The sequence below is a fragment of the Cellulomonas wangsupingiae genome, assembly GCF_024508275.1.
Lineage (GTDB): Bacteria > Actinomycetota > Actinomycetes > Actinomycetales > Cellulomonadaceae > Cellulomonas > Cellulomonas wangsupingiae.
This window is the reverse complement of sequence record NZ_CP101989.1, coordinates 329,123-352,925: the sequence shown is the minus strand read 5'-3', so window position 1 is coordinate 352,925 and position 23,803 is coordinate 329,123. Positions and strand designations below refer to the sequence as shown.

The following is a 23,803-nucleotide window of genomic DNA, read 5'->3' as shown; positions in this document are numbered from 1 at the left end:
CCCGTGGCCGCGGTCCGGCGCCGGCCGCGGATCACGCCCGGTCGCGCGCCAGGATCTGCAGGTAGTGCGGGTTGGTCATGACGCCCAGCACGTTGCCGAACGGGTCGACGACCGACGCCGTCACGAAGCCCTCGCCGCGCTCGGTGATCGGCTCGCGCAGCGTCGCGCCGAGGTCGAGGAGCCGGGCGACGGCGCCCTGCAGGTCGTCGACGTACCAGTTCACGACCGCGCCGCCGGGGACGTCCGGCTCACCCTCGGGTGCGTACCGGCGGTCGATGATCCCGAGCTCGTGCTCGTAGTCGCCGATGCGGAACTCGTGGTACCCGGGCCGTTGGTAGTACGGCTCGATGCCGAGCAGGTCGGCGTACCAGTGGCTCGCGGCGGCATGGTCGGCGGCGTAGATGTTCACGGTGGCGAGTCCGCGGAGCATGGCGATCGTCCTTCCGGTCCGGGGCGGGGCGGTCCCGCCTCACCTCTCCACAGTCGTGGGTGAAGTGCTCACCGAGTGAGCACTTTCGGGAGCACTCTTGACCTGTGCGCGCAGACCGGCTCGTCGCCACCCTCCTGCTGCTGCAGACGCGCGGCCGCACGACGGCCGCCGAGGTCGCGCGCGAGCTCGAGGTGTCCCTCGCGACCGCGCGCCGCGACCTCGAGGCCCTCGCCGCAGCGGGTGTGCCGGTCTACCCCCGACCCGGGCGGGGCGGCGGGTGGCAGCTCGTCGGCGGGGCTCGCACCGACCTGACCGGGCTCACGGCACCGGAGGCGCGCGCGCTCTTCGCCCTGGTCGGGCCCGCGCACTCCGCACGTGCTCGCCCCGAGGCACGCTCGGCGCTGCGCAAGGTCCTGCGCGCGCTGCCGCGGACGTTCCGCGCGGAGGCCGCCGCGGCGGCGGACGCCGTGGTCGTGGACCCCGTGGGCTGGGGTGAGCAGGGCCGGTCGCGGCCGGCGCTCGCCGACGAGCTCGAGAGCGCCGTCGTCCGCCGCCGGCGCGTGCACCTGCGGTACGCGAGCCGCACCGGTGGGCCGTCCGCGCGCGCCGTGGACCCGTGGGGCCTCGCCGACAAGGACGGGACCTGGTACCTGCTCGCCGGGACGAGCCACGGCCCGCGGACGTTCCGGCTCGACCGCATCCAGCACGCGGACGTCACGGACGAGCCCGCGCACCGTCCCGACGGCCTCGACGTCCGGCGGCTCTGGGAACGCACGGTCGAGGAGGTCGAGGCGCGCCGCTCGACGCTGCGCGCCACCGTCCTCCTCGACGCCCACCTCCTGCCGATCCTCCAGGACCGGATGGGCCGGCACTGCTCGCCCGCCGGGACGCACGACGACGGGCGCGCCCGGGCGCACGTCACCGCACCGACCGCGCTCGACGTCGCCCGGCACCTCGCCGGGTGGGGCGGGGACGTCGAGGTGGTCGAGCCCGCGGCGGTGCGCGCCGAGCTGGCCCGGATCGGTGCGGCACTGGTCAGGCGGAACACCGCCGTGACGTAGTCAGGCGTACGACGCCGTCACGGTCCGCGTGGCCCCGTCGAGCGTCATCCGACCGCCGTACGGGACGATCCACTGCGGCCGCGTGTGGCCGAAGGGCACGCCGACGCACACGACGGCGTCCGGGTTGTACCGGGCGACCTCGCCCACGACCGCGTCGCGCTGCTCCGCACGGCGGGCGGCCCGCTGCTCGGCGTCGAGCCGCACCTCGAACCCCGTCACCGGCGGGCGCGCGACGCACACGCCGGCGACGGCCGCGAGCAGCCCGCGCTCGCCCAGCGAGCGCACCCAGCGCTGCACGGTCTGCGCCGAGGGCAGCTCCTCGCTGGTCTCGAGCAGCAGGACCGCGCCCTCGAGATCGGCGGTCGGCGGGAACCGGTCGGCCATGGCCAGCCAGTCGAGCACCTCGAGGCAGCCGCCCCAGGTGGGGCCGGTGACCGAACGGGCCGGGCCGGCCCACGTCCACGGCTCTGTGGGCTCCCGCTCACCGTGCTCGGTCAGGGCCCGCGGGTCGAGCCAGTCGTGACCCAGGTCCTCGGACTCCCCCGGCTCGGTCAGCGTGAGCGTCTCGCCGGTGAGCAGCGCCGCGCGCAGGGACGCCAGGTGCACGTCGTCGACGGCGGGCCCGGGGCCGAGGTGCACCTGCGTGGAGCCCCCGTAGAAGCCGGCGACGCCCTGCTGCCACAGCCAGGCCAGGAGGTTGGTGTTGTCGCTGTAGCCGAGGAAGGGCTTGGGGTCCGCCCGGACCGCGGCCGCGTCGAGGTGCGGCACGACGAGGATCTGGTCGTCCCCGCCGATCGTGGCCAGCACGGCGCGGATCGTCGGGTCGGCGAACGCCGCGTTCAGGTCACGCGCGCGGTCCTGCGGCGAGGCCCCCAGCTGCCGCGTCGTCGGGTACTCCACGGGCACCAGGCCGGTCGCCTCGACCAGCCGCCGCAGGGCCTGCTCGTGCACCGCGGGTGCGAACCCCGGGGCGGCGAACGAGGGTGAGACCACGGCGACGCGGTCGCCGGGGACGGCCTTGGGCGGCAGGACGAGGGCAGGCACGGGTTCACCCCACCAGGCCGGGAGCGCGGGGGCAAGGCCGATCCGAGCGCCCGGGGGACGGGCGTCGTGCGCGGGACGCCGCGGCGGGGCGACGGGCGAGTCGCCCGCCGTCGGGTGCGCGATAATGGTGGCGTCAGGTACGTCGACGGCCGCGCAGCCCGCCCCGGCCGCCGCGAGGCGTTCACGCAGACGCCCGGCGACGTGGCACGATCAGCGTGAGCACGAGCAGCGGGCGGCGCGGACGGGCAGCGCCACGACGCTTCAGCCCGGACTCGCTGCGTCGGCCTGGTCGACCCACCGCACGCCGGTGGGGTCCCACGCCGACCGGCCCCGGTGGGCCACGGCACGGCGCTGCGTCGTGTGCGCGGCGGCAGCTGCGAAGGAGGAGAAGGTGGCAAGAGCAGGCCAGCGCCGGTCCGGTGGCGCGCGCACGGACGCCGGCGCACAGCGCCGCCGCGCCCCGCGTGCCACCGAGCAGGGACTCCTGCCGGTGCTCGCCGACGCCGCTCGTGAGGTCGACAGGGCCGTGCAGCGGCAGCCGACGCGCCCCGCGGTGCGCACGAAGTTCCAGGTCGTGGCGTTGCTCGTCCGCGAGGAGCGCGCGCGGGTGATGGCCGAGGGCGGCCCCCAGGACCGGCGCACCAAGCAGCTCAAGCGGCTGGACGAGATCGCGACGCTCCTGGCCAGGACCGCGGCCCGGGACACCTCCCTGCTCGCGCTGCTCGCCGAGGACGCCCGCGTCACCGACGCGGCGCGCGCGCTGAGGGCGACGATGATGCGCGCGGCCGGTATGGAGCCGCCCGAGGAGCCCGAGCCGACCCCGCCGCCCGCGGCGGCGCCCGTCGCGGAGACCCGCGCGGTGCCGCAGTCGGTGATCTCCCGCCGGCTCGCGAACCCGTTCCTCGCCCCCGACTTCGAGGCCGCGGCCGAGCGGATGGCCGCGCGGCCCCGCCGCCTGGCCGGGTGGGAGCTGCTCGAGCCGCTCTTCGAGTCCTTCGAGCGTGCGGCCGACGGCACGCCCGCCTGCATGGCGCTGCCCGAGCCCCGCCACGTGCCGGTCCCCCCGGGCCGCGAGCTCATGCCGCACCAGGCCCGCGTCGTCGCGGCCACGGCCCGCGGCCACCGCACCTTCCTGCTCGCCGACGAGCCGGGCCTCGGCAAGACCGCCCAGGCGCTGCTCTGCGCGCAGGCCGCCGACGCCTACCCGCTGCTCGTCGTCGCCCCCAACGTGGTGAAGACGAACTGGGCGCACGAGGTGGGGCTGTGGACGCCGTTCCGGCAGGCCACGGTCGTGCACGGGGACGGCGAGCAGGTCGACGCGTTCGCCGACGTCGTCATCGTGAACTACGAGATCCTCGACCGGCACGTCGGCTGGCTCGGTGACCTCGGGTTCCGCGGGATGGTCGTCGACGAGGCCCACTTCATCAAGAACAAGAGCTCGCAGCGCTCCCAGCACGTCCTGGCGCTCTCCGAGCAGATCCGCACCCGCACGGCCCGCCCGCTGCTCATGGCGCTGACCGGCACGCCGCTGATCAACGACATCGAGGACTTCCGGGCGATCTGGCAGTTCCTCGGGTGGATCGACGACACCAAGCCGCTCGGCAAGCTCATGACGGCCCTGGAGGACACCGGTCTGACGCCGGCGGACCGCGGCTTCTACACCGCCGCGCGGTCCGCGGTCATCGACATGGGCATCGTGCGCCGACGCAAGATCGACGTGGTCGCCGACATCCCGGCACGCCGGGTGGCGGACCTGCCCGTCGAGCTCGACGGTGCCGTCGGGCGCTCGATCCGCGCAGCCGAGGCGGCCCTCGCCCAGCGGCTCGTCAGCCGCTACCGCGCCGCCCTGGAGGCGCGCGGTGCCGACGCGGCCACGGACGAGGTCGACCTCGACCTCGCACGTCGGGTCGCCGCCGCCGAGCTCAAGGACTCGAGCTCCAAGGCCGGCGGGGAGAACGTCTTCACGATGGTCCGCCGCATCGGCCAGGCCAAGGCCGGGCTGGCCGCCGACTACGCCGCGCAGCTGGCGCGCAACGTCGGCAAGGTCGTGTTCTTCGCCAAGCACGTCGACGTCATGGACGCCGCCGAGCAGACGTTCGCCGACCGCGGCATCCGCTACGCCTCGATCCGGGGCGACCAGACGCCCCGCGCCCGCGCGAAGAACATCGCCGCGTTCGTCGACGACCCCGAGGTGTCGATCGTCGTGTGCTCGCTGACGGCCGCCGGCGTGGGGCTGAACCTGCAGGTCGCGTCCAACCTGGTGCTCGCCGAGCTGTCGTGGACGTACGCCGAGCAGACGCAGGCCATCGACCGGATCCACCGGATCGGGCAGGACCAGCCGGTCACCGCCTGGCGCGTCGTCGCCGCGCAGACCATCGACGCCCGGATCGCCGAGCTCATCGACAGCAAGTCCGGGCTCGCCGCCCGGGCGCTGGACGGCGCCGGGGACGACGACGTGGACTCGTCGACCGACGTGCAGCTCGACGCCCTGGTCGGGCTGCTCACGGACGCGCTGGCGTCGTGACCGGCCTGGGCGGCATCGAGCACGGCACGACCGCCGCCGAGGCCCTGGCCCTGTTCGACTCCCTGCCCGCGATCGACGTCGACGAGATGCTCGGCTCCTGGGCAGGCCGCGGCATCCCCACCGGCCACCCGTTCGACGGCCTGCTGGAGGCGGCCGGCTGGCACGGCAAGCGCATGGAGACGCCGGAGCGGGTGCACCCGCTGGTCTTCCGGGCGCGGCACGGACGGCTCGTGGCGGTCACGCCGACGTGGCTGCCGCTGCGCGCGGCCCTGCGGGTGGCGCCGGCCGTGCCGCGCGCGGTGGTGGCGCGGGCGTTCCCCCTCGTGCGCCCCCTGATGACGACGCGGCGTCCGCAGGCCCGGCTGCGGAGGATCGAGCACCGCGGCGCCGTCTCGGCCGCGATGGTCTACGACCGCCAGCCGATCGTCGACGCGTTCCGGCGGGTCGACGCCGACACCGTGCTGGGCGTCATGGATGTGGGCGGCGATCCCCGACCGTACGTCTTCGTGCTGCGCCGGGAGGCGTGACGCCTTCCGGTGCAGCACTCCCACCGCACCAGCGGTGACACTTTTGTGTCAGGACGCCCACTATTGCGGCATTCGCGAGCGCGCGTGCAGGTGCAGCACCTGGTGGCCCGGGCGATGGAGGCGTTGCTGGAGGCCGCACGCGCCGTCCGGTGATGGGCGGGGTCAGCGGACCATCCGCAAGGACGCGATCCCGCCGAACGTCGACCCGTCGTCGGTGACGCCATCCGGTGCGAACCCGTTGCGCTCGTAGAAGCGGCGCGCCCGGGGGTTGTCCCGGGCCGCCCACAGCCGGGCCGGAGTCCCCGGCGGGAGGACGGCATCGAGCAGCGTCCGGCCGACGCCCGTGCCGTGGTGCGCGGCCAGCACGTAGAGGTTGCTGAGCTCGCGGTCGCGGGCCGGCGGCTGCCCGTTGCGCTCGGCGGCGGCGCCCGCGACCGCGACGCCGACCATCACGCCGCCGACCTCGGCCACCGTCGCGTCGAGCCCCTCCTCGAGCAGGCGTCGCCACGTCCCGACGCTGCGCTCGGCGACACCCGGTCCCAGAACTCCTGGTTCGCGAGCTGGGCGTACGTCTCGACCCAGCACGCGTGGTGGACCGTCCCGGCGGCCTCGGCGTCCGCGGGGCCGGCGGCACGCAGCACCGTCGGTGGCCGTGGCATGGACGCACGGTAGACCCCGGCGTCCCGGAACCGGCACCCCCGGTCGCACCCACGTGATGAGGTGGCCCCATGAGCCCTCTGCCCGTGCGCCGTGTCCGGGCGCAGGCGGACGACCCCGTCCCGGCGGACGCCTGGTTCGGGCGCGTCCCCGCCGTCGCGCAGGTGCTGCGCGAGGGGTGGCCGCTGGACAGGGTGACCGTCCTCGTCGGTGACAACGGCGCCGGCAAGTCGACGCTCGTCGAGGCCGTCGCCATGGCCTACGGCATGGGGGCCGAGGGCGGCTCGACCGGTTCCCGGCACGCGACCCGGGCCAGCGAGTCGGGGCTGTGGCGGCACCTGCACCTCGACCGCGACATCGGCGCACCCCGCGGCGGGTTCTTCCTGCGCTCGGAGACGATGCACTCCTTCTACTCGTACCTCGAGGACAACCCGGGACGCAGGCCGGAGCCGGTGTTCCACGAGATGTCGCACGGCGAGTCGTTCCTCGAGCTCGTGACCAGCCGCATGAAGCCGCGGTACCCCGGCCTGTTCGTGCTCGACGAGCCGGAGTCGGCGCTGTCCTTCACCGGGTGCCTCTCCCTCGTCGCGCACCTGACGACCCTGGTCACCGCGACGCCGTCGCAGGTCCTGCTCTCCACGCACTCCCCGGTGCTCGCGGCCGTCCCCGGCGCGACGGTCCACGAGGTCGGCGAGTGGGGCCTGCGCACGTGCGACTGGGAGGACCTCGACCTCGTGCGGGGGTACCGCGGGTTCCTCGACGACCCCCGCCGCTACCTGCGGCACATCGTCGACGACGCCGACCTGCGGGACTGACTCCCACGGGACAAACCCGGCGACCGGGAGCAGGATGCGCCCATGGCCCCGGAGGCGTCCGCCGCACGCACGTCGATGGTGAGGTACGCGGTCATCACGGCCGTGCTGGGTGCGGCGTTCACCGCGCTCGGGCCCGTGCTCGGGGACCTGTCGGCGCTCACGCGGGCGGCCGTGCCGGCTGCGGCGCTCATGGTGGTCTGCCCGCCGGTCGCCGCCTACCTCGTCGCGCGCCGCGAGGGGACGCTGCGCGCCTGGGTCGCCGTCCTGCGTCGGTGGCGGGCGCCGTGGTGGGCGTGGGTGGTCGCCGCGGTGCTGATGCCCGCGGTCGTCGTCCTGAGCACGCGCGCCCCGGCGGGGACGCCGGACCCGCTGCCGGTGGGCGGGGTGCTCGCGCTGGTCGCCGTGTTCCTCGTCAGCGCCGCGCTGGAGAACGCGGGGTGGTCGGCGTTCGCGCTGCCCCGCATGGCGCTGCTCGCGACGCCGCTGGTCACCGGGGTGCTGATCGGCGTCTTCTGGGCCCTGTGGCACGTGGTGCCCTACGCCCAGGGCGGGCACAGCGCGTCGTGGATCGCGGGCCAGTGCGTCTTCACGGTGGTGCTGCGCGTCCTGCTGGTGCAGCTGAGCGTTCGCAGCGGCAACCTCATGTGGCCGGCCGTGGTCGCGCACGCGTCCTACAACGTCGCCTGGGCGGCGTCGCCCGGGGCGGGGACGGCCTACGACCCGTGGGTGGCGTCCGCGTGGACGGCGGCGGCGGCCCTGGCCCTGCTGGCCACAGCGCCCCGCGGCGCCCGGGACCGCTGGCCGGCGTCCGCCGGTGTCACGCCGCCGAGGTGACCGGCGGCTGCGGGAGGCCCAGAAGCCCCACCCGAGCCCACCACCGCCACGCGCACCGACCGGGACCGCCGTGGACGGTCCGCGCGCACCGCCAGGGCCTCTGCCACGATCGCGGGATGGTCCTCGAGCACGCGCTGCTGCCCGTCGTCCCCGGACGTGAGCCGGAGTTCGAGGAGGCCTTCGACAGCGCCCGGACCATCATCGCGGGCATGCCCGGCTTCCGCGGCCTGACGCTGTCACGGTGCGTCGAACGTCCCGGCACCTACCTGCTCCTCGTGGAGTGGGAGTCCCTGGAGGACCACACCGTCGGCTTCCGCGGCTCGCCCGGGTACCAGCGGTGGCGGGAGCTGCTGCACCACTTCTACGACCCGTTCCCCGTGGTCGAGCACTTCACGCAGGTCACGAGCGCCTGACGGCGGTGACGCGCCGGCCCCGTCGCGGTGGGACACCCGCCGACGGAGCCGACGCACGAGCGCGTCAGGCCGCCTCGACCGGCAGCCAGAGCTCGACCGTCGCGGTGCTGAAGTCGTCCGCGCGGTCGAGCACCGCGACCATCTCGGGCCCCTCTCGCAGCCGCCACGGGTTCGACGGGAACCACTCCGTCGCGGTCGCTGCCCAGACGGTCTGCAGCGTGTCCGGGTAGGGCCCCGCGGCGCGGAAGACGGCCCACGAACCGGCCGTGACGTCGATGACGTCGAGGTCGTCCGGGACGTCGGCCGCGTCGGTGACGGCCACGCCGTGCAGGTAGGTCAGCTCACTGCCCTCCTGCCGGTCGGGGTCGAGGTCGGCGCTCACCGCGAGCAGGCCCTGCGGCTCCGCGTCGCCCAGCGCCTTGAGCCGCTGGTGCTCCTGCGGGGCGAGGGCGGTGACGTGCTGCTGGATCGCGGGGTTGACCCCGTGGTGCACGAGCGGCACGCGGGCGGCGTGGCCGGCGAGACGGAATCCGGGTCGCGTGACGAGACGGACGTCCATGGGGTGTGCTCCTTCGACAGTCAGGCGGAACCTGAGGCGTGGTTGGGACCGGAGGGGGCCACCGTCACGCCGGGCGCGTCCCGGGCTGATGCCGTGCACGGACGCGAACGCCCGCCCGAACGCCTCCGCCGAGCCGTAGCCGTGACGAACGGCGATCGTCAGCAGGTCCGCCGAGCCCGTCACGACCTCGGCCGCCGCCACCGTCATGCGCCTGCGGCGCAGGTACTCCGACAGCGGCATGCCGGCCAGCGCGGAGAACATGCGACGCAGGTGGTGCTCGGTGGTCCCGAGCGTGGCGGCGAGACGGGCGACGTCGAGCTCCTCGACGAGGCGCTCCTCGACGAGGTCCACGAGCCGGTTGAGCCAGGCGATCACGGTGCTCCCTTCCGCCATCCACCCTGACGTGGCGGCACCGCACGGTTCCCGATGATCGCGGTCCGTCGCGATCAGGGGCACCCCGCCGTCAGGCCTCCGCCAGCACCTCGCGCAGGCGTGCGGCGAACGCCTCCGGCTGCCCCGGCATCCCGTACTCGTCACCCATGAACCCGCCGTGGTTGCTCGGGAAGACCGCGACCTGCGCGCCGAGACGGTCCGCGAGCGCGTGCGTCGTGCGCCAGGTGATGATGCCCTCGCTCTCGATCCCCGCGGCCGGAACGACCCGGGTCGGTGCCTCGCGCAGCGCCGCGACGTCGGGCACGAACGCCGTGACGGGCGCGGACGCGCCCGACATGAGGGGGTCGTCCCGCGACCCGTCGTCCTGCGCGGGCAGGCCGAACTGGGCGGGGTCGGGCAGGTCGGTGAGGAAGCCGGCGGGGAACGGTCCCTGCCACGACGTCATCATGATGAACGCCGCCATACCGACTCCCCAGCCGTGCGCCTGGTAGGCGGCGTCGACGCGGGCGAAGGCGTCACGCGCGTGGTCGGCGTCGTCGAGCAGAGCGATCATCGGCGGCTCGTGGGCGACGACCGTGCGGACGTCCTGCGGGTACGCCGTGACCCACGCGAGCGCCGTGACCGCGCCCCCGCTGCTGCCGAGCAGGTCGACCGGACCGCCGCCGAGCTCCGTGACCAGCGCGTGCAGGTCCTGCGCCTGCACGGCGGGGTCGTGCACGGTCAGCCCGTCGTGCCGCGTGCTGCGTCCGATGCCGCGCGGGTCGTACGTGACGACCGTGCGGTCGGGGAAGTACGAGGCCAGCGTGCCGAAGCCACGCGCGTCCATCGGCTGGCCGATGAGCACGAGGGGCGGCCGGCCGTCGGCCGTCGGCAGCGGGCCGCGCACGTCGTACGCGATGGTCGCGCCGGGGACGTCGAGCGTGCGGTGGGGCGTGGTGTCGGTCATCGGGTCCTCCCGGGGTCGTCCGCAGGCGCGGCGCGCCTCCACCCGTCCGACCGGTGGCGCCGGCGGAACTCACCGGTTCGCGCGTCGCGCACCGGAACACCCTGGCTGCGGGCACCCCAGCACCCCTACGGTGCCGTGCATGACGTCGCGCTCCTCCGAGACCGTGATCGACCGCCCGGACCCCGCAGCGGCGGCGGCAGTCGTGACGGGTGCCCCGTGAGCGGGACGACGACCGACCCGACGTCTTTGCTGCTGGGGCGGCTGCACGCCGCCGGGCTGACCGACGTCGTCGCCGTCGAGCACGCGGCCGGCGGGCAAGCGGCCGTCGCGGGCCTGGCGCGCCGCGCGGACGGGACGTCGGTGTTCGCCAAGGGGTTCGTCGACGCGCCGTCGGACGACGCGTTCGCCGCCGAGGCCGAAGGGCTGGACGCGCTGCGGACGCTCGGCGGGGCGACGACGCCCGATGTCGTGATCGTGGGCCCGGACCTCCTCGTCCTCGAGGCCCTGCGCCCCCGCCCGGACGACCCGGCGTTCTGGGAGCAGCTCGCGCACGCGCTCGCGCACCTGCACACCAGCACGACGCACCCGCGCTTCGGCTGGCACCGCGACAACTGGCTCGGGCGCCGCCGGCAGGTCAACACGTGGCATGACGACGGGTTCGAGTTCTTCGCGCAGCACCGGCTGCTGCGGTGGCTGGACGAGGCGCGGGTCGCCTCCGCCGTCGGCCCGGCGGACCGCGCGGCGCTCGAGCACCTGTGCGCCCGGCTCCCGGAGCTCCTGCCGGAGCGCCCCGCGTGCCTCGTCCACGGGGACCTGTGGGCGGGCAACGTCCTGGCGACGGCCGACGGCGCGCCCGCCCTGATCGACCCCGCCGTGTCGTACACGTGGGCCGAGGTGGACCTCGCGCACCTGTGGACCACGGCGGCCCCGCCGGAGTCGGCCGTGTTCTTCGAGCGGTACGCCGAGCTCACGGGCCTCGACGACGGGTGGCGCGCGCGCATGCCGATCGTCCAGCTGCGCCAGCACCTGGCCGTCATCGCGCAGTTCGACGACGACTGGGGCGCCGCCGACGCGGTGCACGCGACCCTGGCGCCGTTCCGCACGCTCGGCTGACGTGGGGGCCGGCCGCTCCGGGTGACAGGGCGCGCGGCCAGGGCTGGGATGGGGACGTGGACGAGGTCACCTTCGGGCCCGGCTGTGAGTCGTCGGCTGCCGGCCCGCTCGTCGAGCCGGTGTCGGCCGTCACCTCGCTGGCGTTCGTGGTGGCGGCCGTGGTCGTCGTCGCACTCCGACGACGTGCCGGGCTGCCCGTGCCGTGGGCCTACGTGGTGCTCGTGGCGGGCGTCGGCGTCGGGTCGGTCGTGCAGCACGGGCCCGACCCGGCGTGGTCCGACCCGGCGCACGACCTGCCCATCGTCGGGGTGCTGTGCTTCCTGGCGGCGGACGCGGCTGCGACCCTGTATCGCGCGCCGCGCCGCTGGTGGTGGTGGGCGGTGCCGACGGCCGTGCTCATGGTGCCCGTGGTCGCGTGGCCGCGAGCGGGTGACCTGGCGCAGGTCGGGGTCGCGGCGGTCACCGCGGTCCTGCTGCTGGCGCGGGCGCACCGGGAACCCGCCGTCCGGTGGCGGGTCGCCGTGGCCCTGGCGGTGCTGGGCACCGGCGCGCTGGTCGGCGCGCTGTCCCGCACGGGCGGGCCGCTGTGCGACGCGTCGTCCGTGCTCCAGGGGCACGCCGTGTGGCACCTGGCGGCGGCGGCCGCCCTGGCGGTGCTCGCGCCGCTCGTCACGCCGGACGGCCCTGCACGGGCCCGGGCCCGCTGACCCGCGGCGCTACCGCAGGACCCGGTGCCGCAGGTAGACGATCCCCGAGGCGAAGGTCCGCGTCTCGACGAGCTCGAGGTCCACGTGGCGCTCGTGCTGCGGGTAGGACGACAGGCCGCCACCCACCAGCACGGGGCAGACCCTCGTGCGGTACTCGTCGATCAGGCCGTAGGCGGCCGCCTCGGCGGCCAGCGTCGCGCCACCGATCGCGATGTCGCCGTCGCCCGGCTCGGCCTCCCACCGCTCGACCTCCCGCACCAGACCGCGCGAGGCCAGGCGGGCGTTGCCCTGCACCGCGGTCAGGGTGGTCGAGAACACGACCTTGGGGACGGCCCGCCACAGGGCGCCCCACCGGCGCCGCGCGTCGTCCAGCGACGGGTCCTCGTCGGCCGTCTCCCAGTACAGCATCGCCTCGTACAACCGCCGGCCCAGCAGCAGGACCCCGACGTCGCGGAGCTGCTCGGTGCTGAACGCGAGCATCTCGTCGTCGGGCACCGCCCAGTCGGAGCGCCCGTCCGGGCCGGCGACGTAGCCGTCGAGCGAGACGCTCATCGAGTAGGTCACGCTGCGCATCGGACGCCCCCTCGCCTCAGGGTTCGACAGTACGACCGGACGACGGCGGGCACCCGGTCGCGCCGCCGGCCGCCGTAACCTGCGACGATGACCACACCTACCACCTGGCTCGAGGCCGCCCCGCTCCGCTCGGCCCGGCTCGCGCTCGAACCGCTGCGGGTCGAGCACGCCGCCGAGGCGTTCGACGTCTTCGACGACCCCCGCCTGCACACGTACACCGGTGGGGAGCCCGCCTCACGGGACGAGCTCGAGGCCCGCTTCGCCCACCAGGTGCTCGGGTGCTCCCGCGACAGGTCGCAGGGCTGGCTCAACTGGATGCTGCGCCGCCAGGACACGGGCCGCCTGGTCGGGACCGTGCAGGCGACGCTCGAACGCGACGAGCACGACGAGCTGCACGCCGAGCTCGCGTGGGTGGTGGCGAGCGACCAGCAGGGGTGCGGGTACGCGCGGGAGGCCGCGGTCGTGGTCGCGGGCTGGCTCCGGGAGCGCGGTGTCGACGGGCTGCTCGCGCACGTGCACCCCGACCACGAGGCGTCGGCCGGCGTCGCCCGGGCGGTGGGCCTGCGGGCGACGACCACAGTCGTCGACGGCGAGGTCCGCTGGGTCGGCTGACGTCCGGCGCGATGGTCTCCTTGCGCCGCCGCCCGTCACGTGCGTGTCGGCGAGCCACGCCACACTCTGCTCCGGACGATGGGCCCGAGTAGCCGGCGCCCGTGAGGGAGGCCGGAACGTGCAGACGCAGGTGTACGTCGACGAGACGAAGGCCAAGGGGTACGTGGTGGCCGCGGCGGTGGTCGCGGCCGGGGACATCGACGCAGTGCGCAGGAGCCTTCGTGGGCTCCTGCCCCGCGGGCAACGCCGGCTGCACATGGTGTCTGAGTCCGACCCGCTTCGCCGCAAGATCCTGGCTGCCCTCACCGACGAGCCCGTGCAGGTCGACCTCTATGTCGCCCGCGCTGCGCACCGGACGAACATCGAGAGGCGCCACGCATGCCTGGAGCGTCTCGTGGCCGACATCGCGGCTGACTGCACCCTGCTGACGCTCGAGAGCGACGAGACCCAGGACCGCAGGGACCGGCAGGACCTGGCACTTCTCACTCGTCGTGCTGGGTGCCACGGCCTGCGCTACCAGCATCAGAGCCCTTACGCCGAGCCACTGCTGTGGGTGCCCGACGCGGTGGGGTGGGCGCACGCGCGAGGACGCGAATGGACCCGGCTCGCCGCACCGGTGATCCGCCGCGTCGTCTCCGCCTGACCTCCGGCATGCGAAAGGCCCGAGCGTAGACACCATCCGGAGCTATCTCGAGCCTTCGACTTCCCGCGGCTAGTGCCTTGGGCACGATGAGGCTACGGCCCCGCTCGGGCCGTCGCAAGAGGCCGAGCAACCGTGACCGGGACGCATCCAGCGGGCAACCAGGGAAGGCGGGACGAGGCGCAGACGACAGGTCGAGCGCGCCCGGGCGTCGATGGACGTCACGCCGGCGCGGTCGCAACTTCCAGCGCCATGCGGCTGAAGGGCGGAGCCCGGCGGCCGCGGCGGGCGCCCTACCGTCGCGTGATCGTGACGCAGACCTGGTCCGTCGGGATCGTGGCAACCTACCGGCGCGGTGCCGTCAGCCGCCCCCTGCGGGCCGCAGCATCGCCGTCGCGGCAGCGCCGGGCAGCCGGAACGGGCCGGTCGCGCCGAACCCGAACCGCTCGTCGAGACGGCGGCTGCCGTCCGTGACGGCCTCGAGGTACGCGCGCGATCCGGCACCTCCCGGTGGCCCGTCGACCCTCCACGTTGCACCCGGGTCGCACCGTCGAGGGTCGTGCCCCACCCGTGCAGGACGGCCCAGGTGCGACCGCGCACGTCACGCCGCCGCGGGGGCGACCTCCAGCGTCATCACGCAGTTCCCCAGCCCCTTGGGCCGCTGGTAGGTGAAGCCGAGCCGCTCGTACATCGTCCGGGTGGCGTTGTAGAGGTGGGACGCGGACGGCTTCTTGCCCGGCGGCACGTCGTGCGGGTACGACTCGACCAGCCCACCGCCCGCCTCGGCGATGAGCGCGAGCGCGCCCCGGACGGCGACCGCGGCCAGGCCTGCGCGACGGTAGCGGCGGTCGACGAACAGGCACGTGATCCGGAAGTCCGGCCGGCGCTGGAGGTCCGCCTCCCACTGCTTGCGGTGGTGGATGTTCGGCAGCTCGTCGACGGTCCCGTACTGGGCCCACGCGATGGCCTCGTCCCCCTCGACGACCAGCGCCGCGTGGGTGCGCCCTGCCTCGACGAGGCGTCGCTTGAACTCGCGGTGGCCGAGCTCCCGACGCTCCTCCTTCGGGTCCGGGTACAGGTGGAAGTACGTGCACCAGCAGCCGCCCCAGACGCCGTTGTGCCGTTCGGCCAGGCCCGCGAACGCGTCCCACGTACTCGGCCCGAGCGCGACGACCCGGCGCCCGTCGACGGTGATGCCCGGTTCGTCCATCCTGCTGACGGTAGCCACACCGTGACCGCGCGACAACGGTGCTGCGCGCCGGACCGGAGACGTCCCGCGCGGGTCGTACGTGACCACGGTCCGGTCAGGGTGCCTGACGCGGGTGTCGGCGGTCCCTGCCATGCTCGGTGGTGGAGCCGCGGCTCGGCGGTGAGCACGTGTGGCGGCGCGGCCCGGCGCCCCACCTCACCGCCGCGCTGCCCGTGCCGGAGGTCCCGTGCCCGACGACGACGCACCGCCCACCACGACGCCGGGCTCCGGCGCCACCGCCCTGACCGTGCACGAGCTCGACGCCTCGACGTGGGACGCGTTCGCCGAGCTCGTCGAGCGGAACAACGGCATCTTCGGCGGCTGCTGGTGCATCGGCTGGCACCCCGAGTGCGGTCAGCGCGGCATCAGCCACCGGGACGTCAAGGAGCGGCGGGTACGGACCGGTGGCGCCCACGCAGCGCTCGTCGTGGACGCCGACGGCCTCGCGCAGGGCTGGGCCCAGTACGGCAGCCCGCAGGAGCTGCCGAACATCAAGCACCGCCGCCGGTACGACCAGGAACCACCGCCGATGCCCGACTGGCGGATCGCGTGCGTGTACGTCGACCGGCGGCACCGCGGGCAGGGCGTCGCACGCGTCGCCCTGGAGGGCGCGCTCGACTCCATCGCCCGGCAGGGGGGCGGTCTGGTCGAGGCGATCTCCGAGACGACCGCCGGACGCGACGCACAGGGCCGCTTCCTCTTCAGCGGGACGGTCGAGCTCTTCGACCAGTACGACTTCGACCGGGTGCGGCAGGTCGGCATGCACGCGTGGATCGTCCAGCGGGTGCTGGCCGCGCACTGAGCGGGCGGCTCGTCCGCGGGTGCTGCACCGGGTGCGCCGACGTGACGGTGGTCGCACCGCCGTGGTCCGCACACCCGCGACGCGTACCATTTCTGCGGCCCTCACCCCCCGAGACGGCTCTTCCCCTGCAGGACGGACGGCGCATGCCCGCGCACACCACCACGCCGGTGCCCCCCACCGACGACACCCCCGACACCCCCGACGCGACGACCGGCGCCGGCGTCGACCCCGCCGAGTTCGCGACGTTCCTGCGGGTGATGGACCAGGTCGCCGTGCTGCCCCAGGACCACCCGCAGCACGCCGCCGCCCGCCGTGGCGCGGCCGGCCTGTTCAAGGCCGCCAAGAAGCACCGCCGAGGGGAGAAGCGCCGCATCCTGGCCGAGGCCGACGCCGCCGTCATCGCCGCGACCGCCACCGGCAGCCCGGGCCGGATCGACGACGAGACGAACGGCATCCCGCTGTCCTCGTCGGCCACCGGGGCGATCGCGGGCACCCTGCTCAAGCCGCGCCCGTGCTACGTCTGCAAGGAGGACTACACGGTCGTCGACGCGTTCTACCACCAGCTCTGCCCGGCGTGCGCGGCGCTGCACCACGCCAAGCGCGACGCCCGCACCGACCTGACGGGCCGCCGGGCGCTGCTCACCGGCGGGCGCGCGAAGATCGGCATGTACATCGCGCTGCGGCTGCTGCGCGACGGCGCCGACCTGACGATCACCACGCGGTTCCCGCGGGACGCCGTGCGCCGGTTCGGCGCGATGGAGGACTCGGCCGACTGGATGGACCGGCTGCACGTGGTCGGGATCGACCTGCGCGACCCGTCGCAGGTGGTGTCGCTCGCGGACCACGTGGCCGCCCAGGGCCCGCTCGACATCCTCATCAACAACGCCGCCCAGACCGTGCGCCGCTCGCCGGGCGCGTACGCCCAGCTCGCCGACGCGGAGTCCGCGCCGCTGCCGGCCGAGGTGACCGGGATGATCACGACCTTCGGCCAGACCAGCGACGCCCACCCGCGGGCGCTGGCCGGGTCCGTCAGCGAGCTCACCAGCCCGGCGCTGGCGATCGAGCGCGCCACCCGCGCCGCGGACGAGCTGGTGGCGCAGTCCCTCACGGCGCAGGCCGCGAGCCTCGAGCGGCTCGTCGCCGGCACGTCGATCGACGCCGGCGGGCTCATCCCCGACGTCGCCGAGACCAACTCCTGGGTCGCCACGGTCGAGCAGGTCGACCCGATGGAGCTGCTCGAGGTGCAGCTGTGCAACCAGACGGCGCCGTTCATCCTCATCAGCCGCCTGCGCCCCGCGCTGGCCGCGTCGCCCGCGCGCCGCACGTACATCGTCAACGTGTCCGCGATGGAGGGCGTGTTCTCCCGCGGCTACAAGGGCCCGGGCCACCCCCACACCAACATGAGCAAGGCCGCGCTCAACATGCTCACGCGCACCAGCGCGGCGGAGATGCTGACCGACGGCATCCTCATGACCGCGGTCGACACGGGCTGGATCACGGACGAGCGCCCGCACTTCACGAAGGTGCGGCTGGCCGAGGAGGGCTTCCACGCCCCCCTCGACCTGGTCGACGGCGCCGCGCGCGTCTACGACCCGATCGTGCGCGGCGAGGCCGGCGAGGACCTGTACGGCTGCTTCCTCAAGGACTACGCCCGCTCGCAGTGGTGAGCGCGTCCGTCATCCGGGACGACGACGCCGCGAGACCGGGCTGAGGCGGCGCATCCCTGGGGATGAGCGGCCTGAGCCCGGCCTCGCGGCGGTCGCGTCTCAGGTTGCGGGACGGCTCACTCGGTCGGGGGCTCGTCCTGCCCCGACTCCTCGGCCGCGTCCGCCTCCTCCTTGGTGGCGTGCACGGCGCCGTCGGCGTGCTCCGGCGGGCCGTAGACCGTGTAGAGGATCAGCGGGTTCTCGCCGGTGTTGAGGAAGTTGTGCGTCCGCCCGGCCGGGACGACGACGAGGTCGCCCTGGGCGACGTTGCGCTCCTGGCCCGAGACGATGGCCTTGCCCGTGCCGGAGACGAACGTGAGGATCTGGTCGATGTCCTCGTGGACCTCCTCACCGATCTCACCGCCCGGCGGGATCGTCATGATGACGAGCTGACTGTGCTTGCCGGTCCACAGCACGCGCCGGAAGTCCGGGCTCTGCTGCGCGACGGTCGCGATCGTCCAGTGCTCCACGGGTGTCTCACCTCTCGCTGGGGGTCGGTGTCGCTGGTCATCCTGCTGCGCGATGCTCGATCCCGCCTGCGGAACGGGCGGTCTGCGCCGGATGTCGGCGTGCGCGCCCGCTGCACGGCGAGGCCGCCCTCCTCACACCCCACGACGCAGCCGTCGGCAGCGCAGCGTCGCACCGGCCAGCAGCAGCCCCCACACGAGGAACCACGGCTCCCACAGCAGGAGCCGCCACCGCAGCGCACGGTCGCTCAAGGGCTCGTCGGGCACGAGGACGTGGGCGGCCACCAGCGCGAGCGTCGTCACCTGCAGGACGCCGTAGACCACGAGCACCGCGGACCCCAGCCACCCCAGGGCCAGCAGCGGCCGCTGCGGCAGGCGCCGGCCCCACGGCTGCACGAGCGCCAGGGCCAGGACGCCACCGAGCAGCTTGAGCACGAGCGCGACGGCGTTCGCCGCGAGCAGGGCCGGGTCGCGGCCGCGCCCCAGCCGCTCGACGGACCCGCCGAGCGTGTCCAGGCCGAGCGTGCTGCCCGTCGCCCACAGCAGGCTGACGGCCGCGAACGCGAACGCTGCGACGACCGCGCCCCACGCCACCCACGCCGGCGGGACCCACGCCCGCCGCTCCGGCTCCATACCCACCCACGCTAGCGACGGCCCGGCAGCGCCACAGCCCCGCAGCGCCGACCGCGGCCACGCCCCGCCTCAGTCGAGCGTGAGGTCGTCCCGTGACAGCCGCAGCTCCTCGATGTCGAGACGCGCCTGCACCTGCCGCAGGACGGCGTCGTCGATGCGACGCTCGTCGCGCAGGGTGATGACGGTGCCGCGCTTGTGCGCCAGCAGGGCGAGCCGCAGCGCCGTCTCCGTCCGCTGCCGACGCCGGTCGGGCTCGGTGTCCGCGTCCGGTGCGTCCAGCAGGGCGAGCCGCTCGACGTACTGCGCGCGGACCATCTCGACCACGTCGTCGTCCGCCCCGACGCCCGCGGCGATCCCCGGCAGGGCGTCCAGCGCGCTCTGCGTGGACTCCCGCTCGGCCAGCACGCGCTCCTGCGCCGCGCCGTCGTCCTGCGCGAAGCGCGCCCAGCGGACGACGGCGGGCAGCGCGAGCCCTTGCACGGCGAGCGTGAGCGTCACGACGACGGCGGTGACGAACACGATGCGGCCGCGGTCCGGGAACGGCGCGCCCGACGCGACCGTCGTCGGCACCGCGAGCGCCGCCGCCAGCGACACCGCACCGCGGAACCCCGCGACGGTGCTGACGATGCGCGAGCGGTCGCTGACCCGGCGCAGCCGCTGCGACGGGCGGCGGTCCAGCAGCCGGATGGCGTACACGGACCCGAACAGGAACGCGCAGCGCACCACGAGGACCGTGCCCCACACGGCGAACGCCAGGACCACGGCCCCACCGATGGCCGACCCCGTCTCACCGCGTACGGCGGACTGCACCTCGATCCCCACGAGCACGAACAGCGCGGCGTTCAGCAGGTACGTGCCCAACGACCAGAAGGGCTCCGCGACCCGGCGGACGGCCGCCCCGACGACGCGTGGCCCCGCCTGCCCCATGACCAGGCCCGTGACGACGACCGCGAGGACCCCCGACGCCTCGACCAGCTCGGCCAGCAGGAAGGCCGCGAACGGCGTGAGCATGGTGACCGTGTTGCCGAGGTACACGTCGTCCAGGCGGCGGCGCAGCTGCAGGCCCAGCCACGCGACGGCCAGGCCGGCCAGCACCCCCCCGCCGTACGACACGACGAGCAGCCAGGTCACGCGCCCGCCGGTCAGCGCCTCCTCCCCCACGGTGACGCCCACGGCGACGCCGTAGATGACCAGCGCGGTCCCGTCGTTGACCAGGCCCTCGGCGCGCAGCACACCCATCGGGCGGCGCGGCAGCAGCCGTGACAGCGTCGCCACGGCGGTGGCGTCCGTGGGGGCGAGCGCCGCGCCCAGCACCCACGCCGGGCCCCACGGCATGCCGAACGCGTGGGCGACGGCGGCGACGGCCCACGCGGTCAGGGCGACGAGCAGCGTGCTGACCAGCACGATGCCGCGCAGGTTGGCGCGGATCTCCCGCAGGGACGCGGTCAGCGCCTCCCAGTACAGGAGCGCCGGCAGGAACACCAGGAGCATGAGCTCGGGCGGCAGGTGCACCTCCCGCAGCGCGGGGACGAACCCGAGCAGCACGCCCAGCAGCAGGAGCAGCACCGGGGGCGCGATCCCCAGGCGGCGGCTGAGCACGCCGCCCACGACGATCACGGTGCCGAGCAGGACCACGAGCTCGAGCGCAGCCATGCACCGGAGGCTACGCGGCGGGGGACGATCCGGACGGACGGGACGTCTCTCAAGATGCTCAGCCTGCTGACTGTTGTCACTCTTGTGCCATGGAGACCATGAACCCCGCCGCCGCAGTCGGCCGCACCACGTCCCGCGACCGTGTCCGTCAGGTCACGGTCCTCGTCGGCGCCGCCGTCGCGATCGTCGGCGCGACCATCGGCTCCGGCGCCTTCGGCGGGCAGCCCGTCGCCGAGGCGGCGGGCGGCGCCCTGTCGGCGACGGCCACCCCGGTCGCGCCCGACAGCCCGGCGTTCTCGATCTGGTCGGTGATCTACACCGGCTTGGCCGTCTTCGCGGTCGTCCAGGCGCTGCCCCGCCAGGGCGCCGACCCGCGCCTGCGCGCGATCTCGTGGTGGGTGCTCGCGTCGATGCTGCTCAACGCGCTGTGGATCGGGGCGGTGCAGGCCGACTCCGTCGCCGGCAGCGTCGTCGTGATCGTCGTGCTGCTCGCCGTGCTGGCGACGATGTACGTCAAGCTCGTGCGCATGCCGCACACGGCCACGGCACCGTCCGTGATCACGGACGTGACCGTCGGCCTCTACACCGGCTGGGTCAGCGTCGCGACGCTCGCGAACACCGCTGCCTTCCTCGCCTACGCCGAGGTCGGGGAGCTGGGCCTCGGCGCGACCGGCTGGTCGGTCGTCCTCGTCTCGGCCGCCGCCCTGCTGGCCGTCGCGTACGGCGCGTACGGCCGCCGCCGGCCGGCCCTGGTGATCCCGATCGGCCTGGCGATGGGGTGGGGGCTGATGTGGATCGGCCTCGGCCGCACCAACGGGCCGCTCGTCGACGAGACCGTGGCGACCGCCGCGTTCGCCGCCGCCGTCGTCGCCGCGCTCGCCCCCGTCATCGCGTCCCTCACCGCCCGCCGGTCGGCCACCAGGTGACCTGACACCCTGGGCGACGGCGGCACGCTCCACTACGGTGCCGCCATGACGACCGGCGACGACGCCCCGCCCGTCCGTACCGTCGGGGGCTTCGACCGCTCCGGGCGGGCCTGGGTCGCCGGCCTGTTCGGAGCCGGGGGCGCCGCGCTCGGCGCGCTGCTGCCGCTGCTCGCGCGGTGGGCGGGCGAGCTGCCCTGGATGCCGTTCCAGGGCCCGCTGCGGCTCCTGGGGTCGTTCGACGAACCGTGGCTGGCCTGGGGCCGGCCCGTGGTCGGGCTGGTCCTCGGCCTGGCGGTGGCCGCGTGGGTCGTCGTCGACACGCCCGTGCTCGACGTGGGGCCGGACCGCATCCGCGTCCGTCGTCGCGGCGAGGTCGAGCGGGTCGTCGAGCGGGCCAAGGTCGGCGCCGTGCACCCGCGCGGCTCGAAGCTGGTCATCGTCACCGAGTCCGGGCGGACGCTGTTCGAGGGCGACGTCGAGGGCGACGCGTCACAGATCCGCCAGGCCTTCGTCGACCACGGGTACCCGTGGGAGGGACCGGAGGCCTGACCGCGACGACGCCGCCGCCCGGCAGCCCCGCGACGACGGGACCGACGAACCACTTGCCGTGATGGAAAGCAGCGCCTAGGTTTCCACCATGGAAAGCAGCGGATCCCCGACCCCCGACGACGCGCTCGCCCTGCTGCGGGACGTCGACACCGCGCGTGAGAGCCTCGCGGGCCGGGTCGGCTCCCCGTGGTGGTACCGGCTGGGAGCGGCGCTGAGCACCGCGTCGATGTTCGTCGGCATGGGTCTGGTCGTCGGCCGCCCGGCGGCCGGCAGCGACGCCGAGAGCGCGTCGACGCTGCTCGTGGTCCTCGGTGCGTGCGTGGCTCCCGCGGTGCTCATGTACTGCCTGCACCGCGCCACGGGGGTCGCCGTCGACCGCTACGTGCACGGGATGCTGCCCTGGTACCTGCAGGTGTTCGGCCTGCTCGCCCTCGGGTTCGTGCTGCAGGCGTTCCTCGACGTGCCGCTCGCGCTGGTCGCCGCGGGGGCCGTGGCCTTCGTCGTGACGTACGACCGGGAGCGGCGCATCGACGCCCGCCTGCGCGCCCAGGTCGTCGCGGGCACGTGAGCGCCCGACCCGTCTTCGACGAGCTGATCCACGCGCCGAACCGCCTGCAGGTCTGCGCGATGCTGGCGCCCGTCGACGCCCTGGAGTTCGGGGCCGTGCGGGACTCCCTGGGCGTCAGCGACTCGGTCCTCAGCAAGCACGTGCGCGTGCTGACCGAGGCCGGCTACGTCAGCGTCGCCAAGGTCCCGCACGCGTCGCGCACACGGACCTGGCTCACCCTGACCGACGCGGGCCGGACGGCGCTGGACGGCCACCTGGCCGAGCTGCGACGGATCGCCGGCATGGCCGGCGGCGTCGCCGACCGGCCTACCTGAGCTGCTCGGCCAGCGGGCAGCGGAACGGGTCGCGCGCGGCCAGGCCGACCTTGTTGAGGTGCCGCACGACGATCCCGTACGACTCGAGCAGGGTCGTCTCGGTGTAGGGGATCTCGCGCTCGGCGCAGAACTGCCGGACCATCGGCTGCAGCTTGCGCAGGTGGGGCCGCGGCATGCTGGGGAACAGGTGGTGCTCGACCTGGTAGTTCAGGCCCCCCATGAAGAGGTCGGTCAGACGGCCGCCGCGCACGTTGCGGCTCATGAGCACCTGGCGCCGCAGGAAGTCGACCTTGCCGTCGCGGGGCACGAGCGGCATCCCCTTGTGGTTGGGGGCGAACACCGCACCCATGTAGAGCCCGAACAGGCCCATCTGGACGCCGAGGAACGCGAAGGCCATGCCGACGGGCAGCAGCCAGAACACGAGCGCCAGGTAGCCGCCGAGGCGCAGCGTGACGAACGCGATCTCGACCGGGCGTCGCTTGACGGGGCCGCGCCCGAAGATGGTCTTGATGCCTGAGATGTGCAGGTTGAGGCCCTCGAGGAGCAGGAGCGGGAAGAACAGCCAGCCCTGCCGCTGCGCGAACCAGCCCTTGAGGCCGCTGCGCGGCTCGGTCAGGTCCTCGGTGTGGAAGACCAGGACGCCCGTGCCGATGTCGGGGTCGGCGCCGATCTGGTTCGGCTTGGCGTGGTGCCGCGAGTGCTTGCTCTGCCACCAGCCGTAGCTCATCCCGGCGTACAGGTTGGCGATGACCAGGCTGGCCCAGTCGTTCCACCGGCGGGACTCGAAGATCTGGCGGTGCGCGGCGTCGTGGCCGAGGAACATCACCTGCCCCAGCAGGAAGGCGAGGACGACCGCGGTGACGAGCTGCCACCACGAGGGCCCGAGCCGCACGAACGCTACGACGGTCAGCGCCAGCAGGGCCGTCAGCACGAGGAACCGGGTCCAGTAGTAGCCGTACCGGCGGCGCATCAGACCCGTCTCCTGCACCATCCGGTTCAGGGCGGTGAAGTCGCTGACGTACTGCTCACGGACACCAGCTGCCTGGACGGTCATGAACGCTCCCTCGCGTGCCGGTGGCCGAGCTCCT

At 74.6% G+C, this 23,803-nt stretch carries 27 protein-coding genes; 16 read left to right on the top strand and 11 right to left on the bottom strand.

What is annotated here, in order from left to right; translation table 11 throughout:
* Window positions 1-31: 31 nt before the first annotated feature.
* Window positions 32-430: a VOC family protein gene (locus NP075_RS01665; RefSeq protein ID WP_227564759.1), complete on the bottom strand. Its 399-nt coding sequence runs from the start codon at window positions 428-430 to the stop codon at window positions 32-34.
* Window positions 431-534: 104 nt separating this feature from the next.
* Here NP075_RS01665 and NP075_RS01660 point away from each other — a divergent pair, with 104 nt between their 5' ends.
* Window positions 535-1,491, top strand: a complete 957-nt coding sequence (locus tag NP075_RS01660; RefSeq protein ID WP_227564758.1) for a helix-turn-helix transcriptional regulator — start codon at window positions 535-537, stop codon at window positions 1,489-1,491.
* On the opposite strand, the gene NP075_RS01655 is transcribed toward NP075_RS01660, so the two are convergent.
* Window positions 1,492-2,535, bottom strand: coding sequence for a S66 family peptidase (locus tag NP075_RS01655; RefSeq protein WP_227564757.1), 1,044 nt, complete (start codon window positions 2,533-2,535; stop codon window positions 1,492-1,494).
* A gap of 391 nt (window positions 2,536-2,926) precedes the next feature.
* On the opposite strand from NP075_RS01655, the gene NP075_RS01650 reads away from it, so the two are divergent.
* Window positions 2,927-5,059 (top strand): DEAD/DEAH box helicase, encoded by a 2,133-nt coding sequence (locus NP075_RS01650; RefSeq protein WP_227564756.1) that lies wholly within the window; start codon window positions 2,927-2,929, stop codon window positions 5,057-5,059.
* Window positions 5,056-5,586 carry a DUF4334 domain-containing protein gene (locus tag NP075_RS01645; RefSeq protein WP_227564755.1) on the top strand — a complete coding sequence of 177 codons (531 nt, stop codon included), beginning with the start codon at window positions 5,056-5,058 and terminating at the stop codon, window positions 5,584-5,586. The genes NP075_RS01650 and NP075_RS01645 overlap by 4 nt, the downstream gene beginning before the upstream one ends.
* 162 nt (window positions 5,587-5,748) lie before the next feature.
* On the opposite strand, the gene NP075_RS01640 is transcribed toward NP075_RS01645, so the two are convergent.
* Entirely contained in the window at window positions 5,749-6,171 is a 423-nt protein-coding gene (locus tag NP075_RS01640; RefSeq protein ID WP_256791403.1) for a GNAT family N-acetyltransferase, read from the bottom strand.
* A 143-nt stretch (window positions 6,172-6,314) separates the two neighbouring features.
* On the opposite strand from NP075_RS01640, the gene NP075_RS01635 reads away from it, so the two are divergent.
* The 3 genes from NP075_RS01635 (at window position 6,315) to NP075_RS01625 (ending at window position 8,305) form a co-directional block, all read left to right on the top strand.
* Entirely contained in the window at window positions 6,315-7,058 is a 744-nt protein-coding gene (locus NP075_RS01635) for an AAA family ATPase (protein ID WP_227564754.1), read from the top strand.
* Window positions 7,059-7,100: 42 nt separating this feature from the next.
* A complete protein-coding gene (locus NP075_RS01630; protein WP_227564753.1) occupies window positions 7,101-7,892 on the top strand; it encodes a CPBP family glutamic-type intramembrane protease in 792 nt (263 codons plus the stop codon).
* 116 nt (window positions 7,893-8,008) lie between these two features.
* Window positions 8,009-8,305 (top strand): antibiotic biosynthesis monooxygenase family protein, encoded by a 297-nt coding sequence (locus tag NP075_RS01625; protein ID WP_227564752.1) that lies wholly within the window; start codon window positions 8,009-8,011, stop codon window positions 8,303-8,305.
* A 64-nt stretch (window positions 8,306-8,369) separates the two neighbouring features.
* On the opposite strand, the gene NP075_RS01620 is transcribed toward NP075_RS01625, so the two are convergent.
* The gene (locus NP075_RS01620) at window positions 8,370-9,239 is read right to left on the bottom strand and encodes an AraC family transcriptional regulator (protein ID WP_227564751.1); all 870 of its coding nucleotides are present in this window, start codon (window positions 9,237-9,239) and stop codon (window positions 8,370-8,372) included.
* 88 nt (window positions 9,240-9,327) lie between these two features.
* A complete protein-coding gene (locus NP075_RS01615) occupies window positions 9,328-10,203 on the bottom strand; it encodes an alpha/beta fold hydrolase (RefSeq protein WP_227564750.1) in 876 nt (291 codons plus the stop codon).
* 216 nt (window positions 10,204-10,419) lie between these two features.
* Here NP075_RS01615 and NP075_RS01610 point away from each other — a divergent pair, with 216 nt between their 5' ends.
* On the top strand, window positions 10,420-11,316 hold the full coding sequence (locus NP075_RS01610) for a fructosamine kinase family protein (RefSeq protein WP_227564749.1): 897 nt from the start codon (window positions 10,420-10,422) through the stop codon (window positions 11,314-11,316).
* 56 nt (window positions 11,317-11,372) lie between these two features.
* The gene (locus tag NP075_RS01605; protein ID WP_227564748.1) at window positions 11,373-12,023 is read left to right on the top strand and encodes a hypothetical protein; all 651 of its coding nucleotides are present in this window, start codon (window positions 11,373-11,375) and stop codon (window positions 12,021-12,023) included.
* A gap of 9 nt (window positions 12,024-12,032) precedes the next feature.
* On the opposite strand, the gene NP075_RS01600 is transcribed toward NP075_RS01605, so the two are convergent.
* Window positions 12,033-12,596 carry a dihydrofolate reductase family protein gene (locus NP075_RS01600; RefSeq protein ID WP_227564747.1) on the bottom strand — a complete coding sequence of 188 codons (564 nt, stop codon included), beginning with the start codon at window positions 12,594-12,596 and terminating at the stop codon, window positions 12,033-12,035.
* 87 nt (window positions 12,597-12,683) lie between these two features.
* On the opposite strand from NP075_RS01600, the gene NP075_RS01595 reads away from it, so the two are divergent.
* A complete protein-coding gene (locus NP075_RS01595) occupies window positions 12,684-13,208 on the top strand; it encodes a GNAT family N-acetyltransferase (protein ID WP_227564746.1) in 525 nt (174 codons plus the stop codon).
* 118 nt (window positions 13,209-13,326) lie between these two features.
* Window positions 13,327-13,851 carry a hypothetical protein gene (locus NP075_RS01590; protein WP_227564744.1) on the top strand — a complete coding sequence of 175 codons (525 nt, stop codon included), beginning with the start codon at window positions 13,327-13,329 and terminating at the stop codon, window positions 13,849-13,851.
* A 598-nt stretch (window positions 13,852-14,449) separates the two neighbouring features.
* On the opposite strand, the gene NP075_RS01585 is transcribed toward NP075_RS01590, so the two are convergent.
* On the bottom strand, window positions 14,450-15,058 hold the full coding sequence (locus tag NP075_RS01585) for a GNAT family N-acetyltransferase (protein ID WP_227564743.1): 609 nt from the start codon (window positions 15,056-15,058) through the stop codon (window positions 14,450-14,452).
* Between the two features lie 226 nt (window positions 15,059-15,284).
* Here NP075_RS01585 and NP075_RS01580 point away from each other — a divergent pair, with 226 nt between their 5' ends.
* Window positions 15,285-15,899, top strand: a complete 615-nt coding sequence (locus NP075_RS01580) for a GNAT family N-acetyltransferase (RefSeq protein ID WP_227564742.1) — start codon at window positions 15,285-15,287, stop codon at window positions 15,897-15,899.
* A gap of 143 nt (window positions 15,900-16,042) precedes the next feature.
* Window positions 16,043-17,566: an SDR family NAD(P)-dependent oxidoreductase gene (locus NP075_RS01575; RefSeq protein WP_227564741.1), complete on the top strand. Its 1,524-nt coding sequence runs from the start codon at window positions 16,043-16,045 to the stop codon at window positions 17,564-17,566.
* Window positions 17,567-17,682: 116 nt separating this feature from the next.
* On the opposite strand, the gene NP075_RS01570 is transcribed toward NP075_RS01575, so the two are convergent.
* From NP075_RS01570 to NP075_RS01560, 3 genes are all read right to left on the bottom strand, one after another.
* Entirely contained in the window at window positions 17,683-18,075 is a 393-nt protein-coding gene (locus NP075_RS01570) for a cupin domain-containing protein (protein WP_227564739.1), read from the bottom strand.
* Between the two features lie 132 nt (window positions 18,076-18,207).
* Window positions 18,208-18,705: a DUF3995 domain-containing protein gene (locus NP075_RS01565; RefSeq protein WP_227564738.1), complete on the bottom strand. Its 498-nt coding sequence runs from the start codon at window positions 18,703-18,705 to the stop codon at window positions 18,208-18,210.
* A gap of 69 nt (window positions 18,706-18,774) precedes the next feature.
* Window positions 18,775-20,358, bottom strand: a complete 1,584-nt coding sequence (locus tag NP075_RS01560; RefSeq protein WP_227564737.1) for a Na+/H+ antiporter — start codon at window positions 20,356-20,358, stop codon at window positions 18,775-18,777.
* An 89-nt stretch (window positions 20,359-20,447) separates the two neighbouring features.
* Between NP075_RS01560 and NP075_RS01555 the strand changes: the two genes are divergently transcribed.
* The 4 genes from NP075_RS01555 to NP075_RS01540 all read left to right on the top strand — a co-directional run bounded on the left by NP075_RS01555 (window position 20,448) and on the right by NP075_RS01540 (window position 22,715).
* Entirely contained in the window at window positions 20,448-21,284 is an 837-nt protein-coding gene (locus NP075_RS01555; protein ID WP_227564736.1) for a tryptophan-rich sensory protein, read from the top strand.
* Window positions 21,285-21,329: 45 nt separating this feature from the next.
* Complete coding sequence (locus NP075_RS01550; protein WP_227564735.1) at window positions 21,330-21,833, top strand: YqeB family protein; 504 nt, start codon at window positions 21,330-21,332, stop codon at window positions 21,831-21,833.
* A gap of 88 nt (window positions 21,834-21,921) precedes the next feature.
* Complete coding sequence (locus NP075_RS01545) at window positions 21,922-22,401, top strand: hypothetical protein (protein ID WP_227564734.1); 480 nt, start codon at window positions 21,922-21,924, stop codon at window positions 22,399-22,401.
* Window positions 22,398-22,715: a transcriptional regulator gene (locus NP075_RS01540; protein WP_227564733.1), complete on the top strand. Its 318-nt coding sequence runs from the start codon at window positions 22,398-22,400 to the stop codon at window positions 22,713-22,715. Before NP075_RS01545 ends, NP075_RS01540 begins: the two co-directional genes overlap by 4 nt.
* Here the strand turns inward: NP075_RS01540 and NP075_RS01535 are convergent.
* Entirely contained in the window at window positions 22,708-23,769 is a 1,062-nt protein-coding gene (locus tag NP075_RS01535; protein WP_227564732.1) for a fatty acid desaturase family protein, read from the bottom strand. The two genes, NP075_RS01540 and NP075_RS01535, sit on opposite strands and share 8 nt — an antisense overlap.
* Window positions 23,770-23,803 lie beyond the last annotated feature (34 nt).